This window comes from Bacteroides sp. 1_1_30, assembly GCF_020982715.1.
Classification (GTDB): domain Bacteria; phylum Bacteroidota; class Bacteroidia; order Bacteroidales; family Bacteroidaceae; genus Bacteroides; species Bacteroides xylanisolvens.
In genome coordinates, this window is record NZ_JAJKHN010000024.1 from 1 (window position 1) to 13,724 (window position 13,724).

12 protein-coding genes are annotated in these 13,724 nt (G+C 43.0%); 2 read left to right on the forward strand and 10 right to left on the reverse strand.

The features are described 5' to 3' along the window. Positions 1 to 384 precede the first annotated feature (384 nt). From LPH68_RS08965 to dnaN, 7 genes are all read right to left on the reverse strand, one after another. Entirely contained in the window at positions 385 to 1,329 is a 945-nt protein-coding gene (locus LPH68_RS08965; protein ID WP_151923827.1) for a site-specific integrase, read from the reverse strand. 371 nt (positions 1,330 to 1,700) lie between these two features. Next, the gene (locus LPH68_RS08970; protein ID WP_117809597.1) at positions 1,701 to 3,407 is read right to left on the reverse strand and encodes a serine protease; all 1,707 of its coding nucleotides are present in this window, start codon (positions 3,405 to 3,407) and stop codon (positions 1,701 to 1,703) included. Between the two features lies 1 nt (position 3,408). Next, positions 3,409 to 4,152: a 23S rRNA (guanosine(2251)-2'-O)-methyltransferase RlmB gene (rlmB, locus tag LPH68_RS08975; protein ID WP_008643401.1), complete on the reverse strand. Its 744-nt coding sequence runs from the start codon at positions 4,150 to 4,152 to the stop codon at positions 3,409 to 3,411. A 102-nt stretch (positions 4,153 to 4,254) separates the two neighbouring features. After that, entirely contained in the window at positions 4,255 to 5,916 is a 1,662-nt protein-coding gene (gene recN / locus LPH68_RS08980) for a DNA repair protein RecN (protein ID WP_074909129.1), read from the reverse strand. 26 nt (positions 5,917 to 5,942) lie between these two features. Then, entirely contained in the window at positions 5,943 to 7,151 is a 1,209-nt protein-coding gene (gene coaBC, locus LPH68_RS08985) for a bifunctional phosphopantothenoylcysteine decarboxylase/phosphopantothenate--cysteine ligase CoaBC (RefSeq protein ID WP_151923828.1), read from the reverse strand. Continuing rightward, on the reverse strand, positions 7,151 to 7,930 hold the full coding sequence (locus LPH68_RS08990) for a 3'-5' exonuclease (protein ID WP_004316864.1): 780 nt from the start codon (positions 7,928 to 7,930) through the stop codon (positions 7,151 to 7,153). Before LPH68_RS08990 ends, coaBC begins: the two co-directional genes overlap by 1 nt. A 112-nt stretch (positions 7,931 to 8,042) precedes the next feature. Then, complete coding sequence (dnaN, locus tag LPH68_RS08995) at positions 8,043 to 9,167, reverse strand: DNA polymerase III subunit beta (protein WP_004316865.1); 1,125 nt, start codon at positions 9,165 to 9,167, stop codon at positions 8,043 to 8,045. 154 nt (positions 9,168 to 9,321) lie between these two features. Here dnaN and LPH68_RS09000 point away from each other — a divergent pair, with 154 nt between their 5' ends. Both LPH68_RS09000 and LPH68_RS09005 read left to right on the forward strand, forming a co-directional pair. Beyond that, the gene (locus LPH68_RS09000; RefSeq protein ID WP_004316866.1) at positions 9,322 to 9,696 is read left to right on the forward strand and encodes a DUF3127 domain-containing protein; all 375 of its coding nucleotides are present in this window, start codon (positions 9,322 to 9,324) and stop codon (positions 9,694 to 9,696) included. Positions 9,697 to 10,028: 332 nt separating this feature from the next. Continuing rightward, positions 10,029 to 10,217 carry a hypothetical protein gene (locus LPH68_RS09005; RefSeq protein ID WP_165450665.1) on the forward strand — a complete coding sequence of 63 codons (189 nt, stop codon included), beginning with the start codon at positions 10,029 to 10,031 and terminating at the stop codon, positions 10,215 to 10,217. Positions 10,218 to 10,221: 4 nt separating this feature from the next. Here the strand turns inward: LPH68_RS09005 and LPH68_RS09010 are convergent, their stop codons facing one another. The 3 genes from LPH68_RS09010 to murB all read right to left on the reverse strand — a co-directional run bounded on the left by LPH68_RS09010 (position 10,222) and on the right by murB (position 13,641). Beyond that, the gene (locus LPH68_RS09010) at positions 10,222 to 11,796 is read right to left on the reverse strand and encodes a DUF3352 domain-containing protein (RefSeq protein WP_008643411.1); all 1,575 of its coding nucleotides are present in this window, start codon (positions 11,794 to 11,796) and stop codon (positions 10,222 to 10,224) included. Positions 11,797 to 11,879: 83 nt separating this feature from the next. Next, a complete protein-coding gene (locus LPH68_RS09015; protein ID WP_151923829.1) occupies positions 11,880 to 12,638 on the reverse strand; it encodes an MBL fold metallo-hydrolase in 759 nt (252 codons plus the stop codon). A 10-nt stretch (positions 12,639 to 12,648) separates the two neighbouring features. Then, entirely contained in the window at positions 12,649 to 13,641 is a 993-nt protein-coding gene (murB, locus tag LPH68_RS09020) for a UDP-N-acetylmuramate dehydrogenase (protein ID WP_008643422.1), read from the reverse strand. Between the last annotated feature and the right edge of the window lie 83 nt (positions 13,642 to 13,724).

The window sequence follows — 13,724 nt, forward strand, 5'->3', positions numbered from 1 at the left end:
TACTGATTTTGGTTTCGTTAAAATCATATTTTTTTACCCCATGTGATTCCGTTACTTCTTAGGTAACGGATAACACACATATAGGATACACATAGCAGTGAAAAAAGGAAAAAAATCGATTATGAGGGAATATAAAAGCGGGTACCTAACATTCAATATAAGACTTTTTTGAATTTAGGTAATAAAAATCCCTTGAGCATGAAGACGTTATCTTTCATGTTCAGATAGATTCATGTTGCATATTTGAGAGAAAAAGGAAAAAAAGAAGTTTTTTGCTTGTTTGCTATTAATATTTTTACCTATCTTTGTAGCGAATATATTTCCGTTACCTAAGAAGTAACACCAGCATTAAGTCCCTAATCCATAATGCTTTAATAATATTAATCAGAACATTTTAAAACTACATACGTAAGAATAATTCAATTTATTAACCTTTGTTCTTTCTTCCAATTCGAAACCCTTTAAATATATCTGTGTTGTTTTAATAGATTTGTGCCCTAATGATTCGCTAATCATCTCGATAGGAACACCTCTGTACTTGGCAGTCGTAGCCCAAGAATGACGAAGCGTGTAAGATGTGACGGATGAAGATATCCTTAATTTTCTGGACAGGCTTTTCAAGTCATTATTGAAACGTCTCAAGGCTGACTGATATTCACGATAAGCCTCCTCTTCATCTCTCTTATATGCTCCGCTTAATATCCGGAAAAGATAATCAGGATAATCGGGACTCCGCGCATCGGTTTTATTGTATAATCCCCCGATTGCATTGTGCGCTGACTCCAGCACTTCTATACTCATAGGAGTACCGGTCTTGAGACGGTTGTACTTTAAAAGACCTTGTTTCAAATTGGATTTTTCCAAATGGGCCAAATCAGAAAAAGGCATTCCACAAAACTGAAATAACAGATTGGCAATGGCCTGTGTCCGGCGAAGCTTTTCCGATTGAGGATCTTTGTTTAGTAACATGTGAAGTTCACCGAGCGGGATGGCTTTCTTCTGACGTGTGTCTACCCCGGTAAATACATCCCGGAACAAGCCATGTACATAAGGAGCCTGATGTGTATCGACTCCGCGATTGTAGATACTACGAAGCATACGCATATACGTAGAAATCGTATTAGGCTTCAAACGGGAAGCCAACAGATAGTTGCTATACCTCTTTAGAGTTTCGCGGTTTATCCTACTAAACGTAATGGATTGAGTTCCACAAAACTGCGAAAAAGAACGAATAGCGTGTTTATACACGTGGGCAGTAGAATAACGCCCCTCTTGTCGCAAACAATCGATGTAATTGTTTGCACAAATAGTAAATCGATTTTTTTCCATAAATTATAACTTATCTCATAAGTGTTATTAAAAAACGTGCGGAATATAGTAAGATTATAGATAAAATGAATCACATTTTTAAATTTAGTCACTGTTTTAGATGGAAAATCGAATAATTTCTAAAAAAAATAAGTGAAGCCATGCAGTATTTTCAATAAGCGTGCATTTAACTTATAAAAGAGGGGAAAAAGGGAAATCAAACCATATATCATTAAAACCTACAACCTGAGCTTAACAAGTGAAGTGGGGAAAAATAAAAAAAAAGAGAGAGAGTTTTTTATACAACGTCCCCCAAAACGAGGAATCCCTGCCAATTTTCGAGTTGGCAGGGATTCATTTTTACTTATGTTGTTTTTCGAAGAGGTAATATCTTACTTGCAGTATTTGGTAATCAGCTCATCTACATTCGGATCACCCAGTTCTTTCGCTTTCTTAAAGTTACCGCAAGCTTCATCTGTCTTCTTCAACTGTATCTGACAAAGTCCCAGTAAGCGGTAAGCCTCGGCATATTTAGGATCAGCCTTCAGTATATTATTCAAAATCTGAATAGCTTCTTCATAACGTCCTACACGCAGGTTTACAACGGCATGTTCCGCCTGATAGGTCAGGTCTGTCGGATTCATTTCAATTGCTTTAACTATATCATCCAAGGCGCGTTGGAACTGGCGTGCTTTCAAAGCGGCCTGTTCGCGATAGTAATAGAATACGTCGTTCACTTCTCCTTTGACTGCTGTATGATAAGCATCATAATCGAGCATCGCATTCCGTGGCTGGCCGGCATTCATGTTCATCTGCGCACGTTCCAACAAATATGGAGCAAAATCTGCTGTGATCGGTTGCGGGCAACGGGCAATACAGCTATCCATTAAAGCTACGACTTCTTTCGGGTCACCTTTCGCCAGTTCCTTCGTCTTGGCAGCACTAAAGAAAGTGGCCGGAGAAGCAATGTTACTGGCATTTACCTTTTCATAAGCTGCCAAAGCACCGGCATAGTCTTGCTGGGCAAACAGTATATCGCCTTCCATTTGAATATAAATAGGCAGCGGATCAATGGCGATTGCCTGACGAACATTCTGCAAAGCAGTGTCATACGTCCAGTCTTTATACGTTTTTTCCGGCTTCGACAATTGATAAGCATACATCAGCTTACCTATATTATAATATACATCATCTTTTTTCTGGGCTACTTTCAAAGCCTGATTAAAGTCGGCAACTGCTTTATCATACCAAGTCTGGTCGTCCTTACCTTTAGCTGCATAATAATTGGCACGACGAAGATAACCATCCGCATTGGCAGGGAACTGACGGATGAAATCATCCAACAGCTTTTCGTAATCGTCGCCTGACAGGCTCGAAGATGCCATAAACAAGTACACTAATGCTTGGTCTTCCGTTTCGGGCAGGCCTTTCCGGATGCCAATCTTTTTCAAAGCAGCGTCTCCCAAAGAAAGAGCACTGATTTTCTGTGACATGGCAAAAGCTGCTCCTGCCGCGTAGCAAGTGGTCACCGTATCGATGCCGGATGATTTCTGCGCAATACCAAATACCTGACCTTCAGCGTTCATCACCGGACAGCTCACCATCTTATCTTTCATCTGCATACCCAATGTATAGTAATGATATTCTCCGGCTACTTTGGAAACTTCTTTCACTTTACCAGTAACGCAAGCGATACTTTTCTGTGTAGAATAAGGAAGCATCCACGCATCGGCTCCCACTGCCGGAGCTATTTTAGCCACAATGAGCGCAGGCACTTTCTTCTCGGTGATAGCCACACGGAACTTAATGACATCATACATATCATTCGCTCCAAGTATCAAGCTAACCGGCATCTGCTTGCCTTCGGAAGTGATAACCACTGCACGTTCGGCTCCTTTAAAAAGAGTATAATCTGATAAAGCCAATCCATCTTCGGATACAAAAAATCCGTTTCCGGTATTCAGCATTTTATCATTCTTGTCATAAGTCACCACAGAGAAGACTGCCCGTTTTGCCTTCTCTACCCATTTGGGAGTTTGCGCCATGCTTCCCTGTATCAGGAAGAAAAGCAGGAAAGGTAGAATTAAAATCTTCTTCATATCAGTCATTATTTCTTTGTTTCACAGCTTCGTAAACCAGAATACCGGCAGCCACGGAAACATTCAGAGATTCGATGGTGCCCAGCATCGGGATTTTCACCCATTCGTCGCAAAGCGCAAGGTTTTCATAAGAAACTCCCGTATCCTCCGCTCCCATAATGATGCACAGCGGTCCTGTATAATCGGCTTTTGTATAGTCGTAATCTCCCTTCTCGGTAGCAGCTACAATGCGGAAACCACTGTCTTTCAGATATTGCAGCGTTGAACGGAGGTTCTGCTCACGACACACAGGCAGCGTGTGCAGCGCTCCTGCCGATGTTTTCACGGCATCAGCATTGACAGATGCACTCCCGCGGGCAGGAATAATCACTGCATCGACAGCTGCACATTCGCAGGTACGGGCAATGGCTCCGAAATTACGTACATCGGTCACTCCATCGAGCATAACAAAAAACGGATTTTTCCCTTGTTCGAACAGGAAAGGAACAAGATCTTCCGTTTTCTGATAAGTCACAGAAGAAATGAAAGCAACCACTCCCTGATGATTTTTCCGGGTAATGCGGTTGATACGTTCCACCGGAACACGCTGAACCGGTATCAGCAGCCCTTTCAAAGCAGCAAACAGTTCTTTGGAAAGATCACTCTGAATATCTTTCTTTACTAGAATTTTATCAATTTCTTTACCTGCCTGAATGGCTTCTATCACGGCACGAACACCGAAAATCATTTCACTTTTATCCAACATCTATTTGATTTACTATTTTACTATTTACAATTTACTACTTATCAGTTACCACTTAACAATTCACTACCTCAACTACTTTGAATGAATCAATTTAGCCATTAATTACTTAGCATCAAGCAGGGATTTGGCATTGCTAAGGGCGGCCTCGGTCAGAGTGGCGCCACTAAGCATGTGAGCTATTTCCTCTACTCGTTCTTCATCAGTGAGACGGCGGATATGACTGTTTGTTTCCGTATCGCTGTCTTTCTTATATACTTTATAATGTGCACGTCCGCGGGCAGCAATCTGCGGTAAGTGGGTGATGCTGATTACCTGACGGTTCCGGTCGCCCATTTCCTGCATCATGTCCGCCATGCGGTCGGCTATTTCTCCGGAGACTCCGGTATCTATTTCATCAAATACGATAGTCGGCAGTTTCACGGCTCCGGCAATCAATGCTTTGATAGAAAGCATGACACGGGCAATTTCACCTCCCGAAGCTACGGAAGAGATATTCTGCAAGGTACCGTTCTTATTGGCAGAAAACAGGAAGTTGACTGTATCTTCCCCTTGCAATCCCGGCTCTTTCTTCAGTCCCATTTCGATCTGGAAACGAACATTCGGCATTCCCAACGGAATCAAGCGGGCGGCCAATTGCTTTTCCACTTCACGCGCAGCTTTCGTACGGGCTTTGGTGAGCAGTTCTGCTTCTTGTTTCACTTGCTTATATTGTTCCTCTTTACGAGCGGTCAGCTCGGCAATACGCTCATCGTATGAAGTGATGTCAGACAATTTGCTACGATATTCATCCGTCAACGCTATCAACTCGTCAAGAGTCTGTACCCGGTGTTTCTGTTGCAGGGAATAAATCAGATTCAGCCGTTCGTTCACTTCTTCCAGGCGGACCGGATTAAATTCAACGGAATCACTTTGTGAAGAGACTTCGTGCGAAATATCTTTCAATTCGATATAGGCGCTCTCCATACGTTCGGTAAGTTCCTTAGCGGGCTGATAGACTCTTTGCAAGCTATTCAGCGTATTCAGACTATCTTTCAGGTAAGAAAGCAATCCACCCTCATCCGAGACAAATGACTGTTCTACCCGGTAAAGTCCGGCTTTAATTTCCTCTGCATGACTTAGTGTTTCGGCTTCCTGCTCCAATTCCTCCTGCTCTCCTTCTACAAGATGGGCCTCTTCGAGCTGTTCGAGTTGGAAACGGATATAATCTTCATCGGAACGGCTTTTCTCTGCCAGTGACATTAATTCAGCCAGTTCGCGTTCTGTCTGCTTCCATTCGCCATAACGCAGATGGTATTTCTCCAATGCTGCATCATTATGTGCCAGAATATCAAGCACGTTCAACTGAAATCCTTCTTTATTAAGTAACAGATTCTGATGTTGAGAATGTACATCTATCAACTGTTCGCCCAGCTCTTTCATTTGTGCCAGTGAAGCGGGAGTATCATTGATGAATGCTCTGCTTTTACCGGAAGCCTGCACCTCACGACGCAAAATACACTCTTCATCATATTCCAATTCGTTTTCTTCAAAAAACGGACGCATACCGTAGGCAGCAATATCGAACCGTGCCTCTATAATACATTTGGAAGCTCCGCGACGAATCGCTTTCACATCGGCACGCTGCCCCAACAGGAGCCCGATAGCTCCCAGAATAATTGATTTCCCGGCTCCCGTTTCACCTGTTATAACGGAAAAGCCTGTTTCAAAACTGATATCCAGTTTTTCTATCAATGCGTAATTCTGAATGTATAGTGAACGTAACAAACTAATTAAAAATTAAAATTTGAAAATTAAAAATTGGGAGACAGGGTGGCTACCAGACGATCAATGATGTCTTGAGCTACTTCCGTTTTCGACTTCAAAGGATAGTCTGTACGACCTTTCCTGTCGATTATACTTATCTTATTGGTATCATGGCGGAAACCGGCTCCAGCATCATTCAACGAGTTGAGCACAATAAAATCGAAGTTCTTGCGTTCGAGCTTTCCTTCGGCATTCTGCTGCTCATTATTGGTTTCGAGCGCAAAGCCAACCAAGCATTGTTGTTTTCTTTTTATGCCTCCTAAAGAGGCAGCAATATCTTGTGTTGCCCGAAGATGCAGGGTCAGTTCTCCTTCTTTTTCCCGCTTAATCTTCTTATCGGCTACCGTTGCCGGACGATAGTCGGCTACTGCCGCACAAAGAATACCTGCATCAGCATCCGGGAAATGAGCCTGCGCTGCTTTGTACATTTCTTCAGCAGATTCGACATCGACACGAATTATGCCAGAATGTTGCGTTTTGAGTTGCACAGGGCCTGTAATCAAGGTCACTTGCGCTCCGCGACGGGCACATTCTTCTGCTAACGCGAATCCCATCTTTCCGGACGAATAATTGCCGATGAAACGCACCGGGTCAATCTTTTCGTAAGTCGGTCCGGCGGTAATCATCACTCTCTTTCCGGACAGTGCGTCACTCGAAGCAAAGAATTCATCCAATACCCGGATGATATTCTCCGGCTCTTCCATTCGCCCCTTCCCTACCAGATGACTGGCTAGTTCTCCTGTCCCCGGCTCGATAATATGATTACCATAGGAACGCAGAATATCCAGATTTTTCTGGGTGGCAGGATGAGCAAACATATCGAGGTCCATTGCCGGAGCAACAAACACGGGAGCTTTTGCCGAAAGATAAGTGGTTATCAGCATATTGTCGGCTATTCCGTTGGCCATTTTACCGATGGTAGAGGCAGTGGCCGGCGCAATCAATACGGCATCCGCCCATAAACCGAGATCGACGTGGCTGTTCCACGTTCCGTCACGTTGGGCAAAAAACTCACTGATGACCGGTTTGCTGGTCAAAGCCGAAAGAGTGATCGGAGTAATAAATTCTTTTCCCGCCGGAGTAATGACGACCTGCACTTCCGCTCCTTGCTTTATCAGCCCACGAATGATATAGCAAGCCTTGTACGCGGCAATACTGCCGGTAATTCCAAGAATTATTTTCTTTCCTTTTAGCATTATTTTGTAATCAAATTACTCATTTCACGCAAGCGGATTTTTGTCAATGCCGCCTTGGTGTTCAGCGTGAAGTCACTATTCAAAATCCAACTGTAATATCCGGGATCTTTCTTCAAAACCTCGGCTACAGACATTCCCTTATATTTTCCGAAGTTGAACACTTCTACTCCGTTATCATCGTACACCATGCGTCCGGCAAAATCGACATTCTTGCTGAAACTTGAATAATCAGCCAGGAACGCAATATCATTCTGAAGATCGGAGTAACGGTCGAGCTGTGCTTTCAACACTTCGTAAGTAGCCCGCGTATCTGCCTCGGCAGTGTGTGCATCTTCCAGATTCTTGTCGCAATAGAACTTGTAGGCAGCAGACAGGGTGCGTTGTTCCATTTTGTGGAAGATGACCTGTACGTCTACAAATTTACGTTTTGTCATATCAATATCCACTCCGGCACGAAGAAATTCTTCGGCAAGGACAGGAATATCAAAACGATTGGAATTAAATCCTGCCAAATCGCAACCTTCAATATCCCTGGCTATGTTTTTCGCTACTTCTTTAAAAGTAGGACAATCTGCTACGTCGGCATCATAAATACCATGTATAGCAGAGGATGCTTCCGGAATATGCATTTCAGGATTGATACGTAATGTCTTTGCTTCTTCATTTCCATTCGGATATACTTTCAGATAGCAGATTTCAACAATTCGGTCTGTGTTGATATTGGTTCCGGTTGTTTCTAAATCAAAAAAAACAATGGGATTTTTCAGGTTTAATTTCATTTCTGTTTATTTTATTGAGTCACCACAGAGGACGCAGAGGACACAGAGGGTTATTTAATAAATATTCAAATTTATCCTCTGTGTCCTCTGCGTCCTCTGTGGTGAATTAACATTAATCATTTAGCATCATCGGCATCAGCAGCATCAGCAAGTCTTCGTTTTCTTCCTGCTCTACCGGGATGATTACTCCGGCACGTGAAGGATCTGCAAGTTCGATGACTACTTCATCTGCCGAAATATTGTTCAGTATGTCGATAAGGAACGTCGATTTAAAACCGATACTCATTGCAGCACCTGCATACTGGCAAACTTGTGTTTCTTCGGCAGAAGTAGAGAAATCAATATCTTGTGCGGAAATCACAATCTGGTTTTCCTGCATACGAAGTTTAATCAAACTGCTGGCTTGTGACGAGAAGATAGACACACGGCGCAAAGCTCCTACCAACTGTTGGCGGTCTACGGTCACTTTGTGCGGATTGTTTTGTGGAATTACCGAGTTGTAGTTCGGGTAACGTCCTTCAATCAGGCGGCAAACCATCCGGTAGCTTTCAAGCATGAATACAGCGTTGCGTTCGTCAAATTCGATGGTCACTGCGCCTTGTTCTTTCGGCAAAAGATTCTTTAGCAATGTAGCCGGTTTCTTTGGAAGGATGAAGGCTGCACGCTCGTTGCCTTTGGCTGCCAACGTTTTACAACGCACCAGTTTATGACCGTCCGAAGCAACCATTGTAATATCTTCTGTTGTAATATCGAAATAAATACCGTTCATCACCGGACGAAGTTCATCATCGGCAGTAGCAAACACCGAACGGTTGATACCTCCCAGAAGTACGCTTGCTTCCATTTCCACGCGGACAGCATTATCCCCCAGTGTAGCCGATTGCGGGAATTCATCCGCATTCTGCCCCATCAGGCTGTATTTTCCGTTCTGGTACTGCACCGTTATTTCATAATTATCCGGATTGATATCGAATGTGAGTGGTTGTTCCGGAATTTCTTTCAGTGCGTCAAGCAATGTTTTCGCTACTACGGCAAAACGCCCGTTCGTATCGCTTTCATTCACTTCTACGGTAGTCACCATCGTTGTTTCACTGTCGGATACAGTCACAGACAAAGTTCCGTCTTCCAGTTCGAAGAGGAAACAATCGAGAATTGGCAGCGCATTTTTTGAATTAATAACACGGCTGATGGCCTGTAAATGGCTGGAAAGAGCAGTACTTGAAACGATAAATTTCATATATTTTCGTGTATTTAAGTTTTAAATGTTCTATCGCACAAAGTTACGAAAAAAGATTTGGGCTGCCCAATAAAAACAAAAGAAAAAAACAGGTATTGTGCGAGGGATATTACTAAAAAATTGTAACTTCGCCGCAGAATTTAAAATTATCGCAATGGAATTTACAGGAAAAATCATCGCTATCCTCCCCCCGAGAGGCGGAGTTTCAAAAACTAGCGGCAACGAGTGGAAATCACAAGAGTACGTTATCGAAAACCACGACCAATATCCACGTAAAATGTGCTTCGACGTATTTGGCGCAGACAAAATCGAGCAGTTCAACATTCAAATGGGCGAAGAATTGACTGTATCATTCGACGTTGACGCCCGTCAGTGGAATGATCGCTGGTTCAATAGTATCCGCGCATGGAAAGTAGAGCGTGTTAGCACAGGTGCTCCAATGGCTTCCGGTTCTCCCGTTCCTCCTCCAGCTCCGTCGGCTATGCCGGAATTTACTCCGGGCGATGCCAAAGACGATCTGCCATTCTAAACCGAAAGTCATTCGTTCGATGAATAAGCATAAAAAACTCCCGATAGGATTAAACTCCATCGGGAGTTTTTTTATCTCCTTTTCTCCCGAAAAAAACAAATCTTTTTCTTCTTCTTTTTCATCTTCAGAAGAAGAAGTTTTTTTATTTATTTCTTTGTTTATAATGGGGGATGAATTTTTCTGTATATTTTACGTATTTTCTGTGAATTTTTCTGTATATTTTACGTATTTTCTGTGAATTTTTCTGTATATTTTACAGATTCAAATGTTAAAATCACTCATAATAAGCTGACCATAGGACTATTATAAGCACACATATAAAAACGGCAAAAATGCAAAAAGAAAAAAACAAAAAGGCGTTTCTCCAAAAGCAGAACGCACACAAAAAAGTATGGGTCAATGGAGCAAAAAAAACGATAAACAGCATCTTGAAAATGTATGGAGGAAGCAGGCAAAGTTTATGGATAATCCAGCCAAAAGCTATGGAGGTTTTCAGAAAAATGATCGCAGACAAACGATGATTTTTTATTCTGATTTATATTTCAAAACAATATTAGGATATACCACTCCATCTGCACAGGCAAACTGAACAAAGAGGGTGAAATGACGGAAGAAGTCGGCGTTGCGCAGAAAGAAATCCGGTACAAAACGAACGTGATTTTCTGATTGTTGGAATATGTGGTCGAAATCCGCCATCAGCATAAAATGGTAGGAATCGGACAAATGATCCATGCCTGTCTGATAGACCATCGCTCCATTGAGCACCTCACCTTTATCCAGTTGGCGAATATAATGCGCGAGAGCATCCGCATCAGGAGCGAGCAACAAGCGCCCGCCATAGAAGGCTGCATATACATCCAAAGTTGGTTCCGCAAAACTGGTTAGTTGTTCAAACAATGTTGTTTGAGGTAACCGATAGATAGGATATGCTTTATTTACAGTATAACAAAAAGTTATACGCGGATTTCTTCTTCCTTCGTCCGCCGAAGCGGCATTAACAAGAGCACGAAGCATTCGCTCGGCTTCCGTTACATCTGCCACCGACAGGCTCAAGACTGCCGCTGCACCCTGCAAAGTATCTTCACGCTGAAAGAGACAGGCAACCAAATCCTGCCCGGCATTTTCCATCAGATAGCGTGAAAACTCTTTATCCCTATTTTGCACTTCACTCGTGCGGGCAGGCACGCTCTGTCCCTGGGCATTTCCATAAGAAAGTAGAGACACCCAGTCCGTAATCCCTTGCCTGCTGAAATAGAAAGCAGTAGATGGCAACACTTCTCCCGGAAATCCCTTGACGGATTGCTGCTGGCGAAGCTGGTTTATAAACGCAAAGCAAGTGTCTGCATCGTGAGTGATGCCGGAGAAATAGATGAAATCATCTTTCATTTTCATGTCAAATTCCGTCCATCCCATCATCCCTTGCATACGGGTATAGATGGTAGCGGCCGCCGCACTTTTTTTCGGAGCACGTATTCCTGTAAAGGTAGAATCATCAGCCAATGATTTTCCACTTTTATACGCATCAATAACGTTTTCAATCAGTTTTTTCTGAAAGCTCAATGCCATAAAATCGGATGTCAGATAGCAGGCAAGAAAATCACCGTCCGCCATTGGATAAATAATTATCTCTTCTCCTTTGTAAATAAATGTTTTCGGCGGATAAAGTGAGGATATATATTTGCGTACAAATCTGTTTACCAACTCCTTATCCCCATTTCCCAATCTACAATAGAGCACTTGATTACGTTCGTTATCCGGCTCGTGGAAACTAATCAACATTTGATTCATTTGCCGGCTTAAACCGTGGGGAGTATCTTCTGAAAGGGCGTAAAGACTCTGTTTCAGATAAGAAAAGAGTTTGGATACATAAAGATATTGCTGATTTTTACTGCAAGTCAGCTCATCGACTTCTGCTACAAATTCGAGCACGTCATCAGTAACGAATACTGCTGAAGTTGTGGATGGCACCAGTTCATAAAGATTAAAGTCTTTCTGCCCTTCAGCTGCTGACAGTCTAAAAAAAGAGTACAATGCGAAACCTGAGCACAAAAGTACAACAGAAGATGTGATCGCTATTTTCACTATCGTACGAAGTTTCATAATATTCGCTGTTTATCGGCTAGGTGCAAAAATAATAATTTCTACAAAGAAAACAAAACTTTTGCTAAAAATTTCACCGATAATCAAACATAGATATCCAATCCGTCGAACGCCAGGTGAATATTTTCCGGAAGGTTCTTTTCAACCTCCGCATGCAAGCCCATATCATGACTCATGTGTATAAAGTATGTCTTCTTTGCCTGAATACGTCGGGCCACCGCCAATGCTTCTTCCAAATTTTGGTGAGTAGGATGCGAGGCGATCCGAAGCGCATTCATTACCAAAACATCTATTCCTGCCAATTGTTCATAGGATTCTTCGGGCATGGTCAACATATCAGTGATATACCCCAACTGCCCGATACGATACCCCAGAATCGGCAGTCGGCCATGCATCACACGCAGAGGAAGCACTTCCGTGTGATTTATAGAAAAGGATTGCCCCACCGAAATTTCCTGTAAAGGAATATCGGGAACACCCGGATAACGATGGTCGACAAAGCAATAGGGCATACGCAAACGCAATCCCTGCGCTACATAATCTTCCGCATAAATAGGCACGGAACCGAACCGGCAAAACGGACGTAAATCATCCAGTCCGCCTACATGGTCATAATGTTCGTGCGTAATGAGCACACCATCTATCCTCTCAAAAGGGAGATGTAATACCTGTGTCCGGAAATCGGGACCACAATCTATCAGAATCCGCGCGTCATCTGTCTCCACAATAGCAGAGGCACGCAATCGATTATCTTTCAGATCGGAAGAAGTACAAACCGGACATGTACAGCCGATTTGAGGTACTCCCGTCGATGTTCCACTTCCTATAATTCTTACTTTCACTTGTTTATTCTCAATTTATAAAGTTGACTTCCGGATGGATATCAATACCGAACTTCTCACGAACAGAAGCCCGAACTGCATCTGAAAGTGCAATAATATCACTACCTTTTGCTCCGCCACGATTCACCAGCACCAGTGCTTGTTTATCATGCACGGCAGCCGGTCCCAAGGCTTTTCCTTTCCAACCGCATTGGTCAATCATCCATCCTGCCGGAATTTTTACGCGGCCGTCGGCCAGCTCATAGTAGGGTATGCGGGGATATTCCTGTTGCAAGGCTTCCAGTTCTTCTTTCGGCACAATGGGGTTCATAAAGAAACTACCGGCATTACCCATCACTTTCGGATCGGGCAGCTTGCTCTCGCGAATAGCAATAATCACTTTCCGAACAACAGAAAGTGTCAACGACGGATATTTTTCAAGCTCCTGACGAATGGTGCCATAGTCTAATGTATAATGCTCTTCTTTACTCAATCGGAAACGAACATAAGTGACAAAGGTCGCTTTGTTTTCCGGACGTTTAAAGATACTGTTGCGATAGGTATATCCACATTCCTCTACTAAATAAACGCGTTCTTCAGCTTGAATGTTCACTGTTTCCACAGCCGTTATCAGATCTTTCACCTCAACGCCATAGGCTCCGATATTCTGCACTGCACTTGCCCCCACCTCACCGGGAATCAGCGACAGGTTCTCTGCTCCATACCATCCATGCTCTACACAATAGGCTACAAAGTCATCCCATACTACCCCTGCTCCCACTCGCACTGATACAAAGCGGTCATCTTCTTCCGTCACTTCGATTCCTTCAATGCGGGAATGCAATATCAACCCGTCGTAATCTTTGGTAAACAACAGGTTACTGCCACCACCAATATGCAAAAAAGGTGTCGTAACGGCACCTTGCACAATCAGCTTCTTCAGTTCTTCAACCGAAGTGTACTCTAAAAAACGAGCGGCACTGACATCAATACCGAATGTATTGTAGGGTAAAAGAGAATACATATATTTTTAATTATAAGTTATATCATTATTCGTTATAAGCCGGCAAATACTGTTATATCATTAACAGCAAGGCTATTTCTTGT

Coding starts and splice junctions, on each gene's coding strand:
- LPH68_RS08965 (WP_151923827.1), bottom strand. CDS start 1,329: ATGGAAAAAAATCGATTTACTATTTGTGCAAACAATTACATCGATTGT.
- LPH68_RS08970 (WP_117809597.1), bottom strand. CDS start 3,407: ATGAAGAAGATTTTAATTCTACCTTTCCTGCTTTTCTTCCTGATACAG.
- rlmB (WP_008643401.1), bottom strand. CDS start 4,152: ATGTTGGATAAAAGTGAAATGATTTTCGGTGTTCGTGCCGTGATAGAA.
- coaBC (WP_151923828.1), bottom strand. CDS start 7,151: ATGCTAAAAGGAAAGAAAATAATTCTTGGAATTACCGGCAGTATTGCC.
- LPH68_RS08990 (WP_004316864.1), bottom strand. CDS start 7,930: ATGAAATTAAACCTGAAAAATCCCATTGTTTTTTTTGATTTAGAAACA.
- dnaN (WP_004316865.1), bottom strand. CDS start 9,167: ATGAAATTTATCGTTTCAAGTACTGCTCTTTCCAGCCATTTACAGGCC.
- LPH68_RS09000 (WP_004316866.1), top strand. CDS start 9,322: ATGGAATTTACAGGAAAAATCATCGCTATCCTCCCCCCGAGAGGCGGA.
- LPH68_RS09005 (WP_165450665.1), top strand. CDS start 10,029: ATGCAAAAAGAAAAAAACAAAAAGGCGTTTCTCCAAAAGCAGAACGCA.
- LPH68_RS09010 (WP_008643411.1), bottom strand. CDS start 11,796: ATGAAACTTCGTACGATAGTGAAAATAGCGATCACATCTTCTGTTGTA.
- murB (WP_008643422.1), bottom strand. CDS start 13,641: ATGTATTCTCTTTTACCCTACAATACATTCGGTATTGATGTCAGTGCC.